We start from the raw sequence: 22,256 nt of genomic DNA, 5'->3' as shown, positions 1-22,256 counted from the left end.
TTTGTTTTGAAAACAATAGATTTTAAAAATAAACGGAAATATTCAAAAGAAATACGTTGAAGTATGCGCTTTAATGCAAAAAACACCCTGACAAGGGTGTCAAGGTGCCTGCTTTGACTGTTGCCGGTCGATTTCGCTGATCCGTTTCAGAAAACCTTTCGGCGTCATCCGGTGGTACGAAATCAATTCCCCGCGATAAACGACATGAAAGACGCCGTAAGGACTTGGGGCCAATTCCATCATGTGCTCGCGTGTTTCGATCTCGATGATGTTTGGCTCAATACCGATGGATCTTGCCGCTGCGAGCAGGTTGTGGGTGGCAATTTCAAGATAAGGACATTGATCCGTGCGCAGCACGGTAAGGCCGTCCGGATACATGTCCAGCCTTTCGCGCCAATTGTCCGGAAACCGGGCGGGGGATTGCTGCATTTCCGCATCTCCGCGTAACGGATATACATATAGCCCGAATAAATCCATGGCTTGATCCGCCGGTACAAAGCCGTTTTTGACAAATATGGCCGGGTCGGGCGCCCATCCCGAATCCGTGCTGGTCAGCACGGCCACTCCCCGTTTCCCCTGCTGCCGGGCATCTTCGATGCAATGCCGGATCAGCTCTGTTCCAAGCCCGCTTCCGGTCTCGCCCACCCACAAACAGTGGATTACCAAGTACCCGTCCGCATGAACGACTCTCCACGCTTGCTCGCCTGGAGCATATTCGATGAATCCAAGCGTTTTTTTCCCTCGTTTCAACTGGAGATAGTTCAGTCCGGCACTCGCCTGCTTCTCCGTCCATTCGACTTTTCTCACGTAACCGGGGGATTGCTGCATGCTGCGCATGCAGTAGGCTCCCTGTTTCCGAACTTCATTCCGTACAAGCGTTATTTCCATGCATTTCACCCCCACTCTTTATTCATCATTCGCTGCCCAAGCCAAAAGACATGCACGAATGCATTCGGCATGTCTTTACCATATCATAACAGGCAGCCTGCCTACTATGATCGTTTTGTTATTTTGAACTTTTCCAATCTAGGCACAGCAAAAATAACGCACCCTTCTCGTATCCCTCTAAAACTTTACACATTATCCGTTCACGGTCAAACCAACCCGGTAATGAGGTACAGCCTCGATTCGGCGAAATTCCCCCAGCTCGATCCCATCAAATTGTTCGACGTAAGCCTGATTGACAAAGCTCGTTACCGTTCCCTTTCGAATCGGCGTAATGATTAATCTTAGCGGGCGCTCTTCCAGCTCCATAACGAACTCCTTCAATCCGATTTTCCATGTATCCCCGTATTGAATATGATCCGTCAGCATCCGCCGGTGAAGATAAGCCTGTGCCACGTCCCCCTCATAATCCACTTCCACGAACACATCCTCGATCTGTTCGGGCCATGTGGTATTCATATGGAGGACGGCCGTGTGCTCCTTCGGATACTCGATCTGCAATTCGGGGGTGTAGACGGGAACCTTCAGTCTGTAGAGTCCGAACTGCCCTTGTTTTCCGCATGACAGTTCGGCAAAGGCGGAAGCGGCAACCTGATCCGGCATGGGATATATCGCCAGTTCCGTTTCTGCCGACCCCGGCGAAGTACAGATCAACTGATCGTGTTTGACATAAAGATGACCCTTGCCGATAATGAGACGTTCTTGACCGCCTAACCGAAAACGATACGTTTGCAGCGCCTCCTCGCGTGTCAGCGTGAACATGCGGATGATGCGTCCATCGGCCGTGGTCACCTTGATATCACTATCCTTGCCCAGCTCGGGGTAGATCACAACCATCCGGTCTTGTTCCTGGAAGCTTCCTTTCTCCATTTCAAGGCTGCTTATGGAAGAAGCTTCAAAAACATATTCCGCTTTCATCCCTTCATGCTCGTAAAATACAACGGTAACCTCGTCGTTTTCTTCCGACACGAAACGGGTAAGCGGCTGCACCGTGGCACTGACCAGTCTGATGCCATATAGATCGAGATGGAACGGCAAAATGGCGGCGCACCCGCTTTTCAGCTGCAGGCTTCCCTCATATGGGTAATTCACAATGCCGTGGGGTGTATCCAACTCAAGGCGTACCTGCCGATCCGGCATCTGCACATGATCCTGATAATTGTTCAGGAAAACAAATCCCGAACCGCCTTGCTGGCGCATGGACCAGCGCAGCCCTGTCGTATCGTCCGGCGTCAACGTTTGCTGCTCTTCGGGAATGACGCAGCCCATCGGCGCAAGCGTTTCGCCGTAAGCTTCCAGGAACATGGATAACATGCGGATGCGGTCATACGATTCGCCAACCCGTCCGAATTCGCCGAGCGGTGCCTGGTAGTCGTATGTCATTTTGGGCAAGGCATGCTCGTTCAAATAACCCTTTTGCGAGGCAGGATTGGTCCCCCCGTGATACATGTAAAAACCGATCAGGTTGCTGCCGTTCGCCAGCTTCACCACCGTCATCGCTTCCACGCTGCTTGCGTCGACGTAAGGCCGGGCATGGTAGCTGACCTGCATTCCTCCCGCCAGCTCGCAATAGGCTGCGGGGTATTCGCGGCTGTCATACTGCACACGCTCCATCGGAGATTCATGCAAGTCGCGGAACAAATACTCCCCGCTTGGCGGTTGATCGGGAATCCACGGCGTATAGGCGTATCCTGCCAGCATGGGCAGCACGCCTCCTTCAGGCACGGCGGCCCCTCCCCAAGCCGTAGCGGTAAAAAACAATGGGCGAATGCCTGCATCCATCGCAATTTCGCGCAGCTTGGCTAAATGCTCCTGCCCGTCCCGCCCGGAAGTAATGTATTTGCCAGCCTTATATCCCCAAGCGTCCAAGGGCGCTCCGGCATGCATGTACTCGTTTTCCAACTGAACACCGATGATCGGCCCGCCTTCCTGAAAGTACTGTCCCTTCAATTGCCGTGCAATCTGTCGATACAAACGCGCAGCGTAGTGCAGGTATCCGGAATCGTTCGATCTGACTTCGAAAGGATAACTGAACAGCCAATCGGGCATGCCTCCATTGCGGACTTCTCCATGACAGAACGGACCGATGCGGACGATCAGGGCCAGCTCATGTTTGCCGCAAAGATCCACGAAATGACGCAAATTCAGGTGGTTCGCCCAGTCGAACACACCCTCCTCTTCTTCATGGAAGTTCCAGAAAACGTAGGTAGCCACGATGTTGACCCCGCCTGCCTTCATCTTCAGCAGTTCTTCTTCCCATTGCAAATGCGCAAATCGGGCAAAGTGAAATTCGCCCACCACCGGAATATGGGGTTTGCCGTTTCGGGTCATATAATAGTTGGTAAAATCATAAAAATCGCCGTGCGGATTTCTGCCGCCTCGGCCGGACATCATTCCCGGGCGAATCTGCTTGTCCGGTTGATTCAGCGTATAACGGATAACGGAATCTCCCGTGTGCATGCCTGAACTCATTCATAATCACCTCGACTGAAAATGGGGATAGTTCCCCTCGTATAAGCTGATCATACGGCACATGCACCTGCCTGCACATTGACATTCAGAGGTTTATCATGGACGATTTTCGGATTAGCTCGCATCGGACCAAAAAGCAAACCGTGAAATGCAAAAAAACACCTGAGCCAGCACAACTTGTGCTGTACGTCCCAGGCGCCTGTTCAATCTTGTATATTGTTGATATATCATCCGTTCGCCTTGACCGGCGTACCGAGTTCATGCCAGCGTATGCTTTAAAAACCATTCGTATAATTCCGGATTGGCATACGTCTCATCCCAGGCGTTATGGTTGCCTTCCGGATATACCGTCAACCGCACGTCGGCATTCAATGCCTTCAAGGCATCAACGATATTTTCGGATTCGGACAATGGGACGACATCATCCTTCGCGCCATGAAACGCCCAAATCGGGGTATCCTTTAATCGCTCCGCCTTGGAAGGAGAAATGCCGCCGCATACCGGTGCGACCGCCGCAAACACGCCCGGATAATCCGCGGGAAGTCCCCACGCGCCGTATCCCCCCATGCTGAGTCCCGTCAAATACACCCTTTTCGGGTCCGCAGGCGTGTTCGCAAGAACATGTTCAAGCACGGCCATGACCACTTCCTTTTGCATCGCCCAAAAGTCATCCTCCGGGCACTGCGGCGAAATGACGATAAATGGAAAGTCATCATCCTTGCTTACGATGGCCGGCAATCCGTGCTCTTTTACCTTCTCCACATCATCGCCTCGTTCTCCCGATCCATGAAGGAAAAGAATGACGGGCCACGTCTTGTCCGCAGACATCTTGGCGGCCTTCGGGATATGCAGCAAATATTCGATCGATACCGTTTTGACAACCTGTTTGGTCAATCGGTTCGCCGTTTGGCTCATTGCACGACCTCGCTTCTTTTCCCGACTTGGGACAGTGCCGTCTCCAGCGCCTGAATGACATCATCGCACCATGCATCGAATTCCGGGTCCTCGACCTGAAGCTCGGGATGCGCCAAAATATGCTCGATCGTGCGCTTGATGCCCTGATCCGCCCGCGTCGTTGCCACGAAATCGGGAACAAGCCTTTTCAATTTGCTGTTGTCGAACACGACCGTATTCGCTTTGTCTCCCAGCAGGCTTCCGTGCAGGTCCTGATCGCTGCATGCCGCCAGGAATGCGGACGAAACGTGGACGGCATTCAACGGTTTGCCCAGTGCATCGGCGATGATGCCGTAAATTTGGTTCCAGGTGACCGACTCGTCGGAAGTAATATGTACCGAATCGCCGATGGCATGAATATTGCCCATAAGGCCGATGAACCCTTTGGCAAAATCACGGTTATGCGTAATCGTCCAGAGCGACGTGCCGTCGCCGTGAATGATAACCGGTTTGTTTTCGAGAATGCGCTTCAACACTTGCCAGCTGCCTTTGGCGCCATGAACGCCCAGCGGGACGGACCGATCGCCATAGGTGTGGCTCGGACGAACGATGGTTACCGGGAATCCCTCGTCCCGATACAGCTTCATCAAATATTCCTCGCAAGCGATTTTGTTACGGGAATATTCCCAGTACGGGTTCGACAATGGCGTGCCTTCCGTAATCCGGTAGTCCGCCAAAGGCGTCTGATACGCCGATGCCGAGCTGATAAACATGAACTGCTTTGTTTTGTTTTTGAACAAACGGTAATCCCGCTCCAGCTGTGAGGGCACAAATGCAATGAAATCGGCCACCACGTCGAACTCCAGATCTGCAACCAGCTCCGCAACTTTGGCCTCGTCGTTGATGTCTGCTTGAAGCACCTTTACTTCACCGGGCAGGTCCTCGTTCCGATTCCCCCGATTCAACAAATAAAGGTCCCATCCCTCAAGGGCAAGCTGGTTCGTAATCGCCGTGCTGATCGTACCTGTCCCACCGATAAACAGCGCTTTCATTTCATGCCACCTCCTGCATATTGTCCGGACCATTCCATGATATCACGCATAGCAAATAGGAGCAAAGCGCCGGCGAACCCGAATCTTTGCTCCTATCCTGGCCAGTCCTGCTTAGAGGACCTTGATCGTCCCATATTCCATGTACATGCCGCAATTGAATTCGTATTCCCCCGGCTTCACGTTGGGATCGATCGTATAGTAATTGTCGCCTTTTTGCAAATAAAAATCCATGCCAAGCTTGCTGGAAAGCACCGAATTGATATGCGTGACTTTCCGGGTCAGGTTAAAGTTGATTTTGGTCGGCACGCCAGCTTTGACTTCGATGACGTTCGGCACGAAGCCGTCATTGCTTACGCTGACATGGATCACTTCATATCCGGCCAAATCCTCCGCCGTGTCCGCTTTGGCAACTGCCGCCGTTCCTGTACCCGGGGACATATCTTTGCCCAAAAAGTACACGGCGAACGCTCCCAGCACGACAATGACACCAAGTCCCAGTGCAAGGTAAGGCCATCCTTTTTTCAACATGTTCATAGGTAACGCTCCTCTTTCCGTTCTACGTACGCAAATCCAACGATTCACAACCCTATTAGCATAACGGATTTACATCCCGATGAAAATGGCCCCACTGGGCTATGGTCTTGCAAGACTTCTTTGGAAAAGGAACATAACCCGTTGTCAGGAATACAGCGTCCGGGATCGTCCCGCCCGTAATTTATACAGCTCCGGCAATGCTATGCCAAGCAATACGAGGATGACGCCGAACCATTGCAAGCTGCTCACATGCTCATGCAATACAATGGAAGACATCAATACGGCGACGGGAAGCTCCGCAGCTCCGAGAATGCCCGCCATGCCTCCGCCGGTATGCGGTACGCCGAAAGCAAAAAGCACAGGCGGGATAAACGCGCCGAAAAATCCAAGCAGCAAGCCGAAAACCAGCAGCTGTCCCCAGATCAATCCGTTAAACAAAAACGTCGGCGGAAACAGAATGCAGAGCAAAATCAAACCGCCGGTAACCATCCAGGCACTGCGAAATGCCGGATGCGCGGCAGGGACTGCTTTACCGCTAAAGAGAAGGAACAATGAATAACTCACGGCCGACATCAAACCAAGGGCGATACCCCAGCCGCTGAATTCGCCTAACCCATGCTCCAGAAACCCTGCTGCCAGAAGCGTGCCGCCGAACAACACTAATAGTGTCAAAAACATGACTTTGTCCGGCCGCTCGCGTTTGCTTACAGCTTGAATCAGTACGCTGATCCATGTGAACTGGAATAACAGGATGATCGCCAGCGATGCCGGAATATACCGCAAGGACTGATAATAAACCAGTCCGGTCATGACGGTTGGCGTACCTGCAGCCATCAGCATCAGGCGGTGCTTCCACGTCAAGGACTGAAATCCTCCGGATTTGGCATCAGACGCCGCTGCCGATGCTTTGCCAGCTTTTGCACCGCTTCGTTTCATCCGGAATTTGGTATACAAAGCAAGCGCCCATGACAGGATGAAGCCTACAAATAACTGGCTGCCGACCACCTCGCCAAGTTGGTACCCCTGTCCGTAGGCCAAAACAACGATCGTAGATAAAATGCCGTAACTCAGCGCTCCCGCGAGAACGGCCAAATAATATTTCATTGCCGATAAACCTCCTGCCGTTTCGTTCGATGTCAATACGCAAAAAATCCTAACTCCGTCGCCGGGAATCGGCTGTGAGCCAATTCTTCAGCTTCGTAGTTAGGAAGTTAAGGCTTCCTGTAGAAACCCTCGCCCTGTGTACACTGACGGCCTGCGAGGTTATACGAATGGAATATGGATTTGTTATACGTTCGACTGAGCCTGCATCGGCTTATCCGAGCCTTCGGCCACAGTCCTTTGATGACAACGATTCATATATTACATGGCAGGTGAGGTGGTGTCAAGCATCTTCTGGCAGCTTTGATTTACAGGCGCTTCTGAGGCCTAAATTACACAACCCTGTTTACATGACGCAATAACGTAATGTTATTCGATGAATATTTCTTGAAGCCCCTCGTTATGCATCCCACTCCAGCGTTTTCTGCAGCCCATCCCGTAAGCCAGGCAAGTCGAGCCCATCTGCGGCGAAAGCTTCACGAATTAGCGGGGGGGCCACGAATTCGTCATATTTGCCAAGGTACGGCGCTTCGTCCTCTGCCAATAGCGCAGATGCGTCAGAGGCCATCCGGCATTCACTCATGATTTCCGCCAGCAAGGTCCGTTCATCCACTTTGCCGGATACCACGAAATAATAAGGCTCCATCGGCACGACCGAACGTAAGCTTAGCTTGCCGGACAGGTTATGTTTCATCAGCCGCTCCAACGTGCGAAATGCCTTGCTTCCTACCCATGGCAGCACATAGAGCGAGTCTCCGCCGGCCGGAATGACGACTTGCTTCAGCAGCCCGCTTGCCCGCGCAAGACGCCGGGCGCGTTCCAGCCGATTCACCGCTTGAGGCGACAAGTACGGGTAGATCGCCGATTCCGACAGCACCTCGCGCATCTTTTGGATGACTGCCGTATGGATGTCGCCGCCCGCGCCAAGCCATAAAGTGTCCACTTTTCCCTTGGCCGCCTTCACATAGACCGACTTGTGCTTGTGATCCACCTCTTCCACCTTCCACAGCTTGCCGGCCAAGGAGAAGCAGTACCCCGGAGGCGGTACGGTCGTAATGGAGCCGATTTCTTCCGAGCCATTCAGCACCTTGTGCTCCTCATCATCCTTGAATACCGCATAAAAACGATAATTGTTTACCGTCTTCTCCCCGGTCAAACCAATGATCAGCGTTCGCTCTTCGGTCCACTGCAAATGGTCGGTATCGATCAGATAGTTCAGAAAAACATCATATTGCTCCAGCGTGATCTCCGCAAAGGGAGCCAACGAAAGAATCGCGTCGGCGAGTTCCCTCGGTTCGGCCTCGCCCATGCTTTTCAGCATGCTCATGGTCTGATGGTAGAGTACGCCGATCGGCATCCGTCGCGACTGCAGCGGCTCAACCCATCTGTGCCGAACGTACAGCTCGATGACGGCAATGGCCCTCAGCAGCGTCCATGGCATGCGGGCAGGCAGCTGGGCTTCTTCGTCCTCTTCTTCCGGGCAGACAAACAGCATTTCCGAGGCCATGTCCTCCCGCCGTCCCGAGCGACCCAAACGCTGCACGAAACTCGATGCGCTGTACGGTGCCCCAAGCTGCACCACCCGCTCCAGCTCGCCAAGGTCGATGCCGAGCTCCAGCGTCACCGTGGCTGCAGCCACGGCAGGACCCGGACCGCTTCGCAGCGCCGCCTCCGTCTCTTCCCTGAGCATGGCGGATATGCTGCCATGGTGCACGTGGAAGACGTCGCGTTCTTCCCTTCGGGCAGCCACGCGGCGCATCTCAAGAATCGTCACCTCGGCATCGGTACGGCTGTTCGTAAAGATCAGCGCTTTTTTGCGGTAGGTGCTCTCATAAATAAAATCGTAGTACGCCTTGCGCGCATGATGCAGCTGCTCGGCCTGCTCCTCGTCCCTGGCGTCGGGAAAGGAGAAATGCTCCACGCGCAGCCTCAGCTTGCGGCCGCCCGGAGAAGTGACCACGTCAACCCCTTGTCCCGTTCCGGCACCAAGCCACGCGGTAGCCGCATCGTAATCGCTGAGCGTTGCCGACAATCCGACCCTGCGCGGCGCACAGCCGGCCATCCGTTCCAGGCGCGCCAGTTGACTCAGCACCTGAATTCCCCGGTCTGCGCCCATGAACGCATGAACCTCGTCGATAATGACGTACCGCAGATCATGGAACAGCGCAGGAATCGCGTTCGGCCGGTTCATGAGCAGGCCTTCCAGCGATTCGGGCGTAATCTGCAGCACGCCGGACGGATTTTTCACAAGCCGCGTCTTCTCCGCCTGCGGCACGTCACCGTGCCAGTGCCACACCGGGATGTTGCCTTCGACCAGCAAATCCTTGAGCCGTTCGAACTGGTCATTGATCAGCGCCTTGAGCGGTCCGATGTACAGGATGCCTACCGATTTGCACGGACGTTCGTATAGCTCCGTGAGCGCGGGAAAAAAAGCCGCTTCCGTTTTACCGGAAGCCGTGCCGGCCGCAATCAGCATGTGATGCGGGGTGTGGAAACAGATGTTGCACGCTTCGATCTGGGCAGGACGCAGCGATTCCCATCGTTTTTTGTAAATGAACTCCTGCACGAACGGAGCCAGCCTGTAAAACGGGTTTTCGCGCTGGTTCTGGCCGCTCATAGCTCGAACTCCGCCAGGAAGTCGTCCATATCGTCCCGGTCGCTTTCCGCATTCGTCCCCTGTCCGGCATTTCCGGCCTTCGCCGCACGTTCCCCCAGCAGTTCCGCATAATTCACGTGAGGATTCTGATGCAGCGTATGGAGCACGTCCATGAAATCGCGAACGACTTCGCGCGTCGTGAGCAGCTCGTCCGCACCAAGGCGATTTACGGCCATTTGCATGAAACCGACCAGGTCATCGTCCGTCAGGCTTGCCGCATATCCGAAATGCAGGGCATGGATCTGGCGCAGCTTTTGCAGCAAGATCAGAATTTCCTCGTGCGAAAGCATCGCCAGCTTCAGGATCGGTCCGGTGTAGTTGGCGTACGCCTTGGCTGAATACCGACCGTCAACAAGCCTGGAACGCAGCGCTTCGTAGCTGAACAGGCCCCGGCGCTCATCCTCGACGAATTGCGGCGTGCCGCCCACGAAAATGCCCAAGTGCTCCGCCTTGCCCTGCATCGTATCGTTGAACATGGTGAGCAGCTTCTCGTAGTTGCTCTGGCGCGCGATGCTGTTGCTGATCTTGTACAGGTTCACGGCCTCGTCAATGAACAACAAAAGCCCTTTATATCCGATCCGGGCCATGAACTCGGACCATAATTTGAAATAGTCATACCAGTTGTCGTCATCGACGATGACGCCGACGGCCAGTTCTTTTTTCGCTTCGGTCTTCGTGGCGTATTCTCCGCGGAGCCAGCGCAAGGCGGCTTGTTTCCGCTCGTCGTCGCCGAGCTTGTACCCGGTCCAATACGCGGCCAGCACCTTGGCAAAATCAAATCCGTGCACCAGGTTCTGCAGCTCCTGCGTCACGGCGTAGATCCGCGTCTCGACCTCGCTCGTCAATGCCGGATCATCCGGTCGCAGTCCCAAGTTCTGCATCGCTTGCTGCTGGAGGCCTGCGATCCATTTCTGCAGCAAAGGCTCCAGAGCGCCGCCATCGGGGCGGGTGCGCGTGGACATGCGCGTCATAAGCTCGCGATACGTAGCCAGCCCTTGCCCCTTCGTTCCAACCAGCCTGCGCTCGGGCGACAGGTCCGCATCGGCCACCACGAACTCGCGGTCCATCGCGTAATTGCGGATCATTTGCAAAAGAAAGCTTTTTCCGCTGCCGTACCTGCCCGTAATCAACCGAAAGGCGGCTCCGCCTTCGGCGATGTTGTCCATGTCGCGCAGCATCGCCTCCACTTCCGGCTTGCGGCCGACCGCGATCTGCTCCAGGCCGATCCGCGGCACGACGCCCGCCGTCAAGGAATTCACCAGCGCGGTAGTCAGCCGCTTGGGGATTTTAAGTTCTGTCATTCAGCTTCACCTCATGCTCTTCACGTGTTCAAATGGGTTCATATATTCCTCCATAATGCGGTCGCCATCCACCAACAAGTCTCCGATCGTCTCCATGGCGACGTCGTTGATTTCGTCCAGCAGAAGCGCAGGCATCGTGCCGCATTGCTCGGCGACTCGCATCAAGGCAGCGTCAGGCTGTTCGCCCAGCAGCGCCAAAATCGCCAGCACATGCCTTGGAGCAAGCGCTGCGGCAAATTGCTTCCATTCTTCATCCAGCTCTCGGAGCGTCGTTTCGTCCCAAAGCGTTTCGACGCCGGCAAGACCGGAAGCGGTCGTTGGTTGGGTTTCAAACGGATGCATTCCCGGTATGTCTTCGGCTTCGAAGACCTCTGCCGCAGGATGAAGACCCGCAGCAGAACCTGCCGTCGTTTGCGCAGGCAGATCCGGCTGGTCTTCCGCAAACGTTCCAAAATCACCCTCAAGCAAGGCGGGGTCTCCAGCCCCTTCTACCGTCAAAGCTTGGCGCACATACTCGCTCTCTTCCTGAAGCACCGCGAGTTTGTCCGCATCAATGGCGATGACGGTTCGCTCGCCGGGCTTCTCCTGTCTGGCCGAATAAGCCTTGTCCAGGTAACGCTCGACCAGCTTCGCCAGTTCAGGTTCAAGGGAATTGCCGCGCAGCCTCCCCCGGAAACCCGACAGCTCGCGCAGTTTGTTCTCGATCGAGCGGAATATTTGCGTGGCCAAACGGACGAATTCAGGCTGTTCTCCAATCGGGCTATAGGTGAGCAGCGCTTTTTTTCCATACAAACCGTCATCGTATACCGCTTTGCGGAACAACACCCGTTCCGTTGTTTTCTCGCCGCTTGGTCCGTACAATTCCCAGATTCCCCCACCCCGGGTACGGGTCATGTAGGCATTCACGACAGCGATCGTTCCCGGAACGAACTCGGCCAACGCTTCGCGGCCGCCGTCCCTGTAAAATTTGCTGAGCGTGATGTCGTATTCAACATATCGCTGCAGCAGCTTCAAAGGGATATGAGGCTCAGCTTGCTTCAGCAGCCTGCACATCTCCATATCGAGCACCTCTGCGGGCAGCCTGCCATCGGCAAGGTCCACCAGTTCCCCGAACGAACCGTCCAGACGATGGATCAGCGCATAATCCACCAACCATTCCTGCATGTACGCATCAAGCTGCGGCAAACGCGCTTGATATTGGGACCACAGCTCCTTCAATTGACCATAGCCCGCTTCGGGTCGCTGCCAGCCAATTCCGTTGATCAGCTCGTAAACATGAACGAACACATAGGAAAGATCCGTATCGGGATATCTGCCTTGCCTTACCTCTGATCTCCAGAAAAAATACCATTGCCTTTGGGCATCGTCCATGACGCCATACGTCGGCCAGTAGCTCATGAAAGGAACCCGCTCGGCGGCCGCGACATTCATGTCGACCAGCCGTTTCGCTTCCTCCACAAATTTTTTTTCCGAAAACAAGATTCCTCCGCCCGAACGTGCAGCATACGCCCCTGTCTGGCGCAGAGCGGAACGATCCGGAATCGGGACACGAGGTATTTCGCCTTCCTCTCGCAGATCGATCTCCATGAACTCCAACTGGCCCGCATCTCTGTTTCTCATCTCCATCATTCACCTTCTCCCGCAAACATGCGAACACGTGTATCCATACACCCATTATAACATCTGCCCCTGCTTCGTCGAGATCCATTTATCAATGAAAGCTTGCTTGGATGTGACATTCATCGGGCGGAATTGCAACACCCCCTCCGTTTCTGCACCCGAACATGGTACACTGGACAGAACATTATCTCTCACTGGAGGAAATCAGGATGAATTGGACTGTACGAGACATCATGAATCACCTGAACGTCGGAGTGGAACAACGGGAAACCACGGTTGACCTGCTGATTGCAGGTTCGCCCGAACAGCAGGTTAAAGGCGTGGTCACGGCTTTCATGCCCACCCATCATGTCATCGAAGAAACGATCCGCTTGGGCGCCAACCTCATCATCTCGCACGAATCTCCGTTCTATAGTCATCATGGTCACACGGATTGGCTTGCGAACGATCCTGTCTATCAACATAAACGCAGGCTCATCGAGGACGCCGGAATTGCTATTTTCCGTTGTCATGACTCCATTCATCAATCGTCGCCGGACGGCATAACGGAAGGACTGGTGCACGCGCTCGGTTGGCTGCCTCATGTTGAAAAGAGGATGAAAGAAGCGCACGTGCTCTCTTTTCCCGAAGAGTGGACCCTGCGGGACATGGCAAGCCATATCCGAAATGCGACCGGCATCGAGTACCTCCGGGCAGTCGGCGATCCTGGGATGGTTTGCAGGCGTGCCGCCATACTCGTTGGATTTCGCGGGAACGGCAATTTGACGATTCCCCTTATGCAGCAGGAACGGCTCGACCTCATTATCGCCGGGGAAGGGTTTGAATGGGAAACGCCAGAATACGTCCGCGATGCCGTCGGACAAGGCCTGCAGAAGGCGCTGATCATGATGGGCCATGCCGAAAGCGAAATCCCGGGCATGCGCATGCTGGCGGACAGGCTGAAGGTCGCCTTTAAGGAATTAAACGTGCAATTCGTGCCGAATGAGCCGGTTTATCGGGTATTCTAAAGAAGGTTATGGAACTGGAACCCTCTGTTTAAGGGGGTTTTTACGTTTTACGCCCATCGAACCCCCTGAGGACATATGTCCTTGGCAATGGCGCTCATTTGTCATTTAATAGATTTCGAAGTGAATGGATAAGGAGAGCTTATACAATGAAAGGAATTATTTTCGCTATTCTCGGCGGGGCCTGCATCACCTTGCAGGGGGTCGCCAATGCCAGAATCAGCAGCGATGTAGGTACCTGGCAGGCCGCGACGATTACGCAACTTACGGGATTTATCCTGGCTGCCCTTATTCTTGTGTTCGTACGGGACGCCAATTGGACGGGCTTGAAACAGGTCAATCCGTTGTATCTGGCAGGCGGCGCCTTTGCTGCGCTCATTATTTTCAGCGAGGTGACCGCGATTCAGCGCATCGGCGTAACGTTCACCATTTCTGCGCTGCTCATCGCTCAGCTGTTCCTCACGTTCGTCGTGGACGGCAACGGTTGGTTTGGCGTGGAAAAGCAAAAAATGAAACTGCCGCAGTTTTTGGGCATTGCCTTGATGGTTGCCGGCGTGATTATCATTAAACTGTGAACAGGTAAACCTATTCAGACCGGAGGTGCATCAAAGCCGTGGAGGCATTTTACGATGAGCAGCAGCTGCTTCACTATTTGAAACAATTCAACCTGGAACAAGTTTTTGAAGAGAAACTGCGGCCGAACATGGATATATGCCGCTTTGACAAATGCGAGCTGATCTGCCGAGCCGGTGAAATCTCCGAGTATCTTTATGTGCTCGTGCAGGGGAAAATCAAAATTTTCACGACGTCCGCGCAAGATAAAACGCTCGTTCTCTGTTTCAAAACACCCCTTGAGGTTGTCGGGGACGTGGAATTTGTGCGCGAAAGCAATATCGTGAATACCGTGCAGGCCGTGACGCCCGTGACGATGCTGCGCATCCATTACCGATGGCTGGCTGAGCACGCTGGCGACCATGCGCCGCTGCTCCGATTTTTGCTCAAAATCATGACCGACAAATTTTACATCGATTCCAATTTTTCCAATTTCAATCTGATGTATCCCGTCGAGGTCCGGCTGGCCAGTTATCTGTTATCCATCTCGACCGAGGAAGCCGGCAACATCGTCCACGAAGAGCTTGATGCCTTCAATATGACGGACATTGCCCATCTGATCGGCACAAGTTACCGCCATCTGAATCGGGTTATTCAGAAACTGTGTGCAGACGGCCTCATCGAACGAAAACAGGGCTTGTTGCTGGTCAAGGATCAGGACGGATTGCGAGCCTTGGCAGGGCACAATATATATGACAGGAGTTAATGCAATGGTCATCACCGGAATTTTGCTGGCAGCGCTCGCTGGCGCGCTTGTCAGCCTGCAAACCATTTTCAACAGCAAGGTCAACGAAAGAACGGGTCCCTGGTCATCTACCGCATTGGTGCTGTTCACCGGATTTCTCGCCTCGTTTGCCATCTCCCTATTGGTGGAAGGAAAAGATACGTTCAGCATCCAACATATGAAGCCATGGTACTGGTTTAGCGGAGCGATCGGCGTCGGCGTTGTGTTCTGCCTCATGCAGGCGCTTAAGCTGCTCGGACCTACCTACGCCATTTCCATTGTGTTGACGTCCCAGCTGAGCTTTGCGCTGCTGTTCGACTCCATGGGATGGCTTGGTCTGGATAAGATCCCCTTCTCCTGGAATCAGCTTCTCGGGGTACTGGTCATCGTCGCAGGTATTCTGTTGTTCAAGCTCGGTGGCAAGAGCGAGAAACCAAATGCGATGGCGCCTAGCCGCGAGGGACAGTAACCGAAAACGCCGCAACCCGAAAGATTGCCCGTTTCCTTCGGTTGTGGCGTATAAGAAGAGTGGTTCTATCATGTGCAATCAGGCATAGAGCCGCACGCAAAAAGACTATCTGTTCCGATTCAACAGACAGTCTTTGTTTACATAATCCTCAAGAACATTCGCTTAAGACTATATCTTCTCCCGAAAATCAAATTAAGGAAATATATGATTTTTCGAATGCATGAAGGAAGGCTTCAATAAGAGAATGTGATAAGATGTTCCATGCCGAATGCTGTTAAGGGGGCGAGTATGTTGATAAAGTTACTTAATTATAACTGGATGGTAAGAAATGAATGGTTTGAGCGATGTACGCAACTCTCAAATGAAGAATTGCTTCGTCATCGAATTGGTGGGCCAGGCAGCATTCTTTATACCCTTTTCCATATCTCAGATGTGGAATATAGCTGGATTCGTGGAATACAAGGTCAACCTGATCTCCAAGTCCAATTTGAGAGCTGCAAGTCACTGGAACAAGTAAAAGAACTTTCTCATTGTTGGATGCAAGAAACAAAGGCATTTCTGGATACTTGGTCAGATAATTTCGAATACGAAACGGTTATAGTTCCATGGACTGAAGGACGTTATACCAAAGGTGAAATACTACGCCATGTCATTGCTCACGAAATTCATCATATGGGTCAACTATCCATATGGGCAAGAGAACTCGGGATTCAACCAGTATCAGCAAATGTAATTGGCAGAGGGCTGTTTTCAAGCTGATTCATCAGCACATAGAGCGAACAACATAAAAAAACTCACTTTTTGTAATAGATATCCCATACAAAAAGTGAGTTTAAAGTTACACGTTCCTCATAACTCGGACACCAAAACGTACATCATCATAAAATCCACCAAGCAAAGACATGTACATCCTCACACTTATTGAAACAATTGGCGGTTTTAAGAACAAATTTCCGTCTCATGCCTAGAGAAATGGCTAGGATACGCCTTAATCTTCGAATTCAACGTTGTGGTACACCTGCTGCACGTCCTCAAGGTCTTCCAGCGCATCGATCAGCTTCTCGAATTGCACTTGCGCATCCTCAGGCAGCTGCACATAGTTTTGCGCCAGCATCGTCAGCTCGGCGACCGTGAATTCGGTCACGCCCGCTGCTTTGAACGCTTCCTGCACCGCATGGAATTGGTCCGGATCGGCATATACGATCACCGCTTCGTCTTCCTCCACGATGTCACGCACGTCAACGTCCGCTTCGAGCATTATTTCGAGCACTTCCTCGGAGGTTTTGCCTTCCACGCCGATGACCGCCGTCGGATCGAACATGTAGGCAACAGAACCGCTGACGCCCATGTTGCCGCCGTTTTTGTTGAACGCAGAGCGCACTTCAGGCGCTGTACGGTTTACGTTGTTCGTCAGCGCGTCAACGATCACCATCGCTCCGTTAGGTCCGAAACCTTCGTAACGGAGTTCTTCATAGTTTTCGTCCCCGCTACCTTTCGCCTTTTCCATGGCGCGGTCAATGATCGCTTTTGGCACATTATATGTTTTGGCCCGCTCCAGAACCACTTTCAACGCGCGATTGGCTTCCGGGTCCGGCTCGCCCTTCTTGGCAGCCACGTAAATCTCAACGCCAAACTTGGCATACACCCGGCTCGTGTTGGCATCTTTTGAAGCTTTCTTTTCCTTGATATTATTCCACTTGCGCCCCATATCTTTTCCGCTCACTTTCAACATGTAATCTGCATTCTACTCTGTCATTATATCTTGTTAAGAGGGCTTCAACAAGTTTCTGAGGGGAAAAGATTGGCCGGTAAACCGTTCTCTGTGCGGACTGTGCGGACCCGTGAACGGTAACATTCTCCTCTATCCTTTAATAAGCGCCTCCGCTCCGTCGATATATACCTCGGTCCCGGTAATGTGCCTCGCTTCGTCTGAGGCAAGATACAGCAGCAATCCGGCCACGTCCTCCGGTTTGCCGGGTTTGCGCGTCAGCGGAATGCCGTAATCGGGAATGTTGAACGGAAAGCGAATCTCAGACGTATGCTCCTCCTGCTCCTGCGACTCGAAAATGTTCGTGTCGATCATGCCGGGGCAGATTGCGTTGACGCGAATGCCGTATTGGGAAAGCTCGAGCGCGGCCATTTTGGCAAACGCCGAGATGGCTGCCTTGGACGTGCTGTAAGCCGAGAACCCGGCTTGCGCAAATTGGCGGTTGCCGCTGACGGAACTGGTGACGGTAATCGTTCCTCCGTGTTCTTTCATATAAGGGATGGCATGTTTGACCGTCTCCACCGTGCCGAGCAAATTGTTTTTCAGCGTGCGCTCGAACTCGCCGGGCGGAAAATGCTCGATCGGCGAAACGGTTCCAAGAATGCCCGCATTGGCAAACACTGTGTCGATCCGTCCTCCCCAACGATCGGCTGTATGCCGGATGGCTTCCTTTAACTTATCCTCATCACGGATGTCTATCGCGTAATGGAGCGCCTCGGCCCCCATTTCGTTCAGTTCGGATACCGTTTCCTCGAGCCGCTCGGCATTTCGGTCGATCAGGCTGACCTTTGCCCCTTCCCGGGCCAGACGGATGGCACCAGCCTTGCCGATTCCGGATGCTGCTCCCGTAATGATCGCGATTTTGTCCTGCATGATTTTCATGTTCATCATCTCCTGTCCCGGGGGATCATTTATTAAAGCCGCACAAATCGATCACAATAGGCCACTGCGAGTGCAGCACCATCTTCCAGCACTACTGTATCCCCCGGATGTTTTCGAACCCCTTTTCAAGGGGAAAATCCGGGGATAACGCCTATGCCTCCGATGCAGCTTTCTCTCTGAAAGCTTTTAAGCGAACGTTTTGCTTCTTCGGAGTTGGTTCTGCGTCTCCGTTTTACGTGCCTACGTTTTTGCGGTCTATAATAGCTGCTCCTTTCTTCTTACCCCGTTCAGGTCGAATGAAACGAAAACATACACGCCAAAAAGCACTCCCCTCGGGAAGTGCTCATTCTCTCTTGGCTAATATTCACGTTTTATCAGGCATGGAACTGCTGTCCGTCCAATACCTCGGGCACATAGCCGGAACGGATGACAAAGTCGCCGAAATGCTCGCCTTCGCTGCGTTCCTTCGCATATCGATGGATGATCGGCGTCAACGTATCCAGAATCTCTTTTTCGCCGATGTTTTCTTTATAAAGCTTATTGAGTCGATGTCCGGTAAAACTGCCGCCCAGATACAGATTGTATTTGCCCGGAGCTTTCCCGATAAAGGCAATCTCGGCCAACATCGGGCGTGCACAGCCGTTCGGGCAGCCCGTCATGCGAATGACGATCTCTTCGTCTCTGAGGCCTGCTTCGTCCAGCACAGGCTCCAGCTTGTCGATCAGGGATGGCAAGTAGCGCTCGGACTCCGCCATAGCGAGACCGCATGTCGGAAGGGCCACGCAAGCCATCGAGCTGCGGCGCAAAGCGGAGTAATGCGCTCCATCCGTCAAGTTGTACTGCTCCATCAACGCTTCGATCTTTTTTTTCTTTTGGCTCGAGATATTTCCAATGATCAAGTTCTGATTCGCGGTCAGACGGAAATCGCCGGTATGGACTTTGGCAATTTCCCGCAATCCCGTCATCAGCGGGTAACCTTCAAAATCTTTTACGCGGCCGTTTTGAATGAACAAGGTGTAATGCCAGCGGCCATTGCTTCCTTTGACCCAGCCGTAACGGTCACCGTTATGCTCGAAATGGAATTCGCGCGCAGGCTCCAGTTCCCAGCCAAGACGGTTATGCAATTCCTCCACGAACCAAGCGAGGCCGCGATCGTCGATCGTATATTTGAAGCGTGCATGCTTGCGCACCGCACGGTCGCCGTAATCCCGCTGGATCGTGACTGTTTTCTCCGCCACGTCGATCATTTTCTCCGGCGTGATGAAGCCGATCACCTTCGACACTTGCGGATACGTTTTGGAATCGCCGTGGGTCATGCCCATGCCGCCTCCGACTGCGACATTGAAGCCCTGCAGTTTGCCGTTCTCCACGATGGCGATAAATCCTAAATCCTGGGAAAAAACGTCCACGTCATTGGACGGCGGCACGGCAATGCCGATCTTGAATTTGCGCGGCAGGTAAACTTTGCCGTAGATCGGTTCAACCTCCTCGTCATTGTCGCGCGAATCGATGATTTTCTCGCCGTCCAGCCAGAGCTCGTGGTAAGCCCGCGTACGCGGATCGAGATGGTTGCTCACCTGGCAAGCCCATTCATACACTTCGGCATGAACGTCGGATTGGTTTGGATTCGGATTGCACATAACGTTGCGGTTGACGTCGCCGCATGCAGCCAACGTGCTGAGCAGGGCGTCGTTCACTTCACGAATCGTGGGCTTCAAATTCCATTTCAGCACGCCGTGCAGCTGAAAGGATTGACGCGTCGTCAACCGAATCGTGCCGTTCCCGTACTTTTGGGAAACCCGGTCCATCATAAGCCATTGCTCAGGCGTTACGATACCGCCCGACGCTCGCACGCGCAGCATGAACTGGTACGCAGGCTCTAGTTTGGATTTGTTTCGTTCGTTGCGCAGATCGCGATCGTCCTGCATGTAGCTGCCGTGGTGTTTCATCAAACGGTTGTCGTCTTCGGGAATGGAACCGGTGATCCGGTCTGCCAGCGTTTCGGTCAAACTTCCGCGCAAATAGTTGCTCTTGATCTTTATGTCTTCCACATCACTGTTTTGGCGCTGCGGGTTGAGTAAATTGTTATAAGCCATACCGCTTTCTCCTCTCGCTACTTCGGGATCCGTTTCCGTCAAACTACACTGCGGATTAATACACGTCCCGCTGATAACGTTTTTCTTGCTGCAAACGTGTCAGGTACTCCGAAGCCTCTTCTTCCGTCAAACCGCCCTCCTGCTGAATGATGGTCGCCAGGGCATGATGGACGTCATGGGCCATTCTTTTCTCGTCGCCGCACACGTACACATGAGCGCCTTCCAACAGCCATTGATACAATTCCTTGCTGTTTTCCAACATCCGGTGCTGCACGTATACCTTCTGCTCGGTATCGCGCGAGAAGGCTACGTCCATGCGTGACAGCACGCCATCCTTCAACCAGCGCTGCCATTCCGTCTGGTACAGGAAGTCCGTTGCAAAATGCTGGTCGCCGTAGAACAGCCATGTTTTGCCCTCGGCGCCCGTTTCCTCGCGTTCTCCGAGGAATGCCCGGAATGGCGCCACGCCCGTGCCCGGTCCGATCATGATCACAGGCGCATCGGGGTTGGCGGGAAGTTTGAAGTTCGGATTATGCTGAACGAAGATGGGCAAGCTGTCTCCGGCTTCAATCCGTTCGGCCAAGTGTACGGAACATACGCCATAACGCTCACGGCCGCGCGACTCATAACGTACGGTTCGCACGGTCAGATGCACTTCGTCCGGAGATGATTTCAGGCTGCTGGCAATCGAGTACAAGCGGGCCGGAATTTTCCGCAGCACGGCCAAGAATGAAGCTGCCGGGATGCCGGCAAGTTGATAATCCTGCACGAGATCAAGCAGGTCGCAGCTATGCATGACCTTGCGGAACTCCGATTCATCCGCCAGCAGCCCGGACAGGCCGCTCTCGGGTTTCAGCTTCGCCAGCTGCTCTACAACCGGCTTGGTAACGGCCGTTATTTCAAAAACTCGCAGCAATGCTTCGCGGACGGAAGCCTGATCTCCATTTTTGTTCACCTGTACAAGCTCGTCCTCATTCCAATCCATCGCTGCGATCAGCTCATCCACGAGACGCGGGTGATTTTCCGGAAATACGCCGAGGCTGTCGCCAGGCTCATACTGAAGGTTGGACCCTTCAAGCGATAACTCGATATGGCGGGTCTCCCGATCGGATCCTCTGCCGTTCAGGTTGAGGTTCTCAAGCACTTCTGCCTTGAAAGGGTTCGTGCGGCTGTACTCCGACTCCACGTTGCTTGCAATCGGATTCGCAGCTGCATTGGCGCTGCTAACCGCCCCGGCCGAAGCATTTCCGAGCGATGCAGCCACTTCCTCGATCCACGCTGCAGCAGGTTCATCGAAATCGACGTCGCAGTCCACGCGCGGCACAAGCACCGTCCCTCCCAGTTCCTGAAGACGCTGGTCGAAGTCTTTGCCGGTCTGGCAGAAAAATTCGTATGAAGTATCTCCAAGCGCCAATACGGAATATTGCAATCCGTCGAGCTTGGGAGCCCGTTTGCTGAACAGGAATTCATGGAACGCAATGGCATTGTCCGGCGGCTCGCCTTCGCCATGCGTGCTGACCACGATGAGGAGATTATTGATTTTTTTGAGTCCGTTCGGTTTGAAATCCCCCATGGAGGACAAGGTTACCTGAAGGTTCTGCCCTTCGAGCCTTTTGGCGAGCTTTTTCGCCAGGCTGCTTGAATTCCCCGTTTGCGAACCGTAAAGAACCGTTACTTCCTTCGGTACTGCAGGTACGCTTTCAGGCGCTGCGGCCGCCGATCCCGCCAACTGCTGCGGTGCCGCCGGAACCGATGCTGCTGCACTGCCGAACGATGCCGTAAGATATCCGCTCAGCCAGATCCGTTGTCCTTCGTTTAAGGTAGGAAGCAGGCGGTTGAGCAGCTCAACCTGTTCCTGAGTAAAAGGGCTGTTTGTCACTTGAAGTTCCACCATTTGCCACCTCGCGCATTGCTTCAATTTTAATTCCTACTAAAAAGATCACATTTATTTCTGATATTAAGAACCTAACACACCCGCTGTTGGCGGTCAATTTCAAACCTTTTATACCATTTATCAGTTTCGCTGATAAACGACAAAAAACCGCAAATTCATGCTTGATGATTTTTACAACGCCAAGAGGCTTATTCCAGCCTGCAATCAGGTTGAAATAAGCCTTAGGCATTCC

Annotated in this window: 19 protein-coding genes and 1 riboswitch; of the genes, 5 read left to right on the top strand and 14 right to left on the bottom strand. The window is 53.3% G+C overall.

From position 1 onward, the window contains the following. Positions 1 to 99 precede the first annotated feature (99 nt). From SNR34_RS12825 to SNR34_RS12785, 9 genes are all read right to left on the bottom strand, one after another. Positions 100 to 888: a GNAT family N-acetyltransferase gene (locus SNR34_RS12825; RefSeq protein WP_486182045.1), complete on the bottom strand. Its 789-nt coding sequence runs from the start codon at positions 886 to 888 to the stop codon at positions 100 to 102. A 192-nt stretch (positions 889 to 1,080) separates the two neighbouring features. Further along, a complete protein-coding gene (locus tag SNR34_RS12820; protein WP_486182044.1) occupies positions 1,081 to 3,417 on the bottom strand; it encodes a beta-galactosidase in 2,337 nt (778 codons plus the stop codon). Between the two features lie 258 nt (positions 3,418 to 3,675). Continuing rightward, positions 3,676 to 4,332 carry a carboxylesterase family protein gene (locus tag SNR34_RS12815; protein ID WP_236419605.1) on the bottom strand — a complete coding sequence of 219 codons (657 nt, stop codon included), beginning with the start codon at positions 4,330 to 4,332 and terminating at the stop codon, positions 3,676 to 3,678. Continuing rightward, positions 4,329 to 5,363, bottom strand: a complete 1,035-nt coding sequence (locus tag SNR34_RS12810) for an SDR family oxidoreductase (RefSeq protein ID WP_236419604.1) — start codon at positions 5,361 to 5,363, stop codon at positions 4,329 to 4,331. The genes SNR34_RS12815 and SNR34_RS12810 overlap by 4 nt, the downstream gene beginning before the upstream one ends. A 111-nt stretch (positions 5,364 to 5,474) precedes the next feature. Beyond that, positions 5,475 to 5,897 carry a cupredoxin domain-containing protein gene (locus SNR34_RS12805; RefSeq protein ID WP_236419602.1) on the bottom strand — a complete coding sequence of 141 codons (423 nt, stop codon included), beginning with the start codon at positions 5,895 to 5,897 and terminating at the stop codon, positions 5,475 to 5,477. Between the two features lie 144 nt (positions 5,898 to 6,041). Further along, positions 6,042 to 7,001, bottom strand: a complete 960-nt coding sequence (locus tag SNR34_RS12800) for an EamA family transporter (protein ID WP_486182043.1) — start codon at positions 6,999 to 7,001, stop codon at positions 6,042 to 6,044. A 76-nt stretch (positions 7,002 to 7,077) separates the two neighbouring features. Next, positions 7,078 to 7,188, bottom strand: a riboswitch (purine riboswitch). A 210-nt stretch (positions 7,189 to 7,398) separates the two neighbouring features. Then, positions 7,399 to 9,615, bottom strand: coding sequence for a DEAD/DEAH box helicase (locus SNR34_RS12795; protein ID WP_486182042.1), 2,217 nt, complete (start codon positions 9,613 to 9,615; stop codon positions 7,399 to 7,401). Further along, the gene (locus SNR34_RS12790) at positions 9,612 to 10,955 is read right to left on the bottom strand and encodes an ATP-binding protein (protein ID WP_486182041.1); all 1,344 of its coding nucleotides are present in this window, start codon (positions 10,953 to 10,955) and stop codon (positions 9,612 to 9,614) included. The genes SNR34_RS12795 and SNR34_RS12790 overlap by 4 nt, the downstream gene beginning before the upstream one ends. A 6-nt stretch (positions 10,956 to 10,961) precedes the next feature. Next, complete coding sequence (locus tag SNR34_RS12785) at positions 10,962 to 12,575, bottom strand: TerB N-terminal domain-containing protein (RefSeq protein WP_486182040.1); 1,614 nt, start codon at positions 12,573 to 12,575, stop codon at positions 10,962 to 10,964. Between the two features lie 233 nt (positions 12,576 to 12,808). On the opposite strand from SNR34_RS12785, the gene SNR34_RS12780 reads away from it, so the two are divergent. From SNR34_RS12780 to SNR34_RS12760, 5 genes are all read left to right on the top strand, one after another. Beyond that, positions 12,809 to 13,582 carry a Nif3-like dinuclear metal center hexameric protein gene (locus SNR34_RS12780; RefSeq protein ID WP_486182039.1) on the top strand — a complete coding sequence of 258 codons (774 nt, stop codon included), beginning with the start codon at positions 12,809 to 12,811 and terminating at the stop codon, positions 13,580 to 13,582. A gap of 146 nt (positions 13,583 to 13,728) precedes the next feature. Further along, complete coding sequence (locus SNR34_RS12775; protein ID WP_339277859.1) at positions 13,729 to 14,154, top strand: DMT family transporter; 426 nt, start codon at positions 13,729 to 13,731, stop codon at positions 14,152 to 14,154. A 38-nt stretch (positions 14,155 to 14,192) separates the two neighbouring features. After that, positions 14,193 to 14,897: a Crp/Fnr family transcriptional regulator gene (locus SNR34_RS12770; RefSeq protein WP_236419588.1), complete on the top strand. Its 705-nt coding sequence runs from the start codon at positions 14,193 to 14,195 to the stop codon at positions 14,895 to 14,897. Positions 14,898 to 14,901: 4 nt separating this feature from the next. Then, positions 14,902 to 15,384 carry a DMT family transporter gene (locus tag SNR34_RS12765; RefSeq protein WP_343259343.1) on the top strand — a complete coding sequence of 161 codons (483 nt, stop codon included), beginning with the start codon at positions 14,902 to 14,904 and terminating at the stop codon, positions 15,382 to 15,384. A 261-nt stretch (positions 15,385 to 15,645) separates the two neighbouring features. After that, positions 15,646 to 16,143, top strand: a complete 498-nt coding sequence (locus tag SNR34_RS12760; protein ID WP_486182038.1) for a DinB family protein — start codon at positions 15,646 to 15,648, stop codon at positions 16,141 to 16,143. Between the two features lie 229 nt (positions 16,144 to 16,372). Here the strand turns inward: SNR34_RS12760 and SNR34_RS12755 are convergent, their stop codons facing one another. The 5 genes from SNR34_RS12755 to SNR34_RS12735 form a co-directional block, all read right to left on the bottom strand. Beyond that, positions 16,373 to 17,092: a YebC/PmpR family DNA-binding transcriptional regulator gene (locus SNR34_RS12755; RefSeq protein WP_236419653.1), complete on the bottom strand. Its 720-nt coding sequence runs from the start codon at positions 17,090 to 17,092 to the stop codon at positions 16,373 to 16,375. 153 nt (positions 17,093 to 17,245) lie between these two features. Further along, a complete protein-coding gene (locus SNR34_RS12750) occupies positions 17,246 to 18,034 on the bottom strand; it encodes an SDR family NAD(P)-dependent oxidoreductase (protein WP_343259345.1) in 789 nt (262 codons plus the stop codon). Between the two features lie 374 nt (positions 18,035 to 18,408). Next, entirely contained in the window at positions 18,409 to 20,130 is a 1,722-nt protein-coding gene (cysI, locus tag SNR34_RS12745; RefSeq protein WP_236419582.1) for an assimilatory sulfite reductase (NADPH) hemoprotein subunit, read from the bottom strand. A 55-nt stretch (positions 20,131 to 20,185) separates the two neighbouring features. Next, positions 20,186 to 22,021 (bottom strand): assimilatory sulfite reductase (NADPH) flavoprotein subunit, encoded by a 1,836-nt coding sequence (locus SNR34_RS12740; protein ID WP_486182037.1) that lies wholly within the window; start codon positions 22,019 to 22,021, stop codon positions 20,186 to 20,188. After that, positions 21,975 to 22,253, bottom strand: a complete 279-nt coding sequence (locus tag SNR34_RS12735; protein WP_339277855.1) for a hypothetical protein — start codon at positions 22,251 to 22,253, stop codon at positions 21,975 to 21,977. Before SNR34_RS12735 ends, SNR34_RS12740 begins: the two co-directional genes overlap by 47 nt. Positions 22,254 to 22,256 lie beyond the last annotated feature (3 nt).

The organism is Paenibacillus sp. XP01, from assembly GCF_057364885.1.
This window is presented reverse-complemented; position numbering and strand designations above follow the sequence as displayed.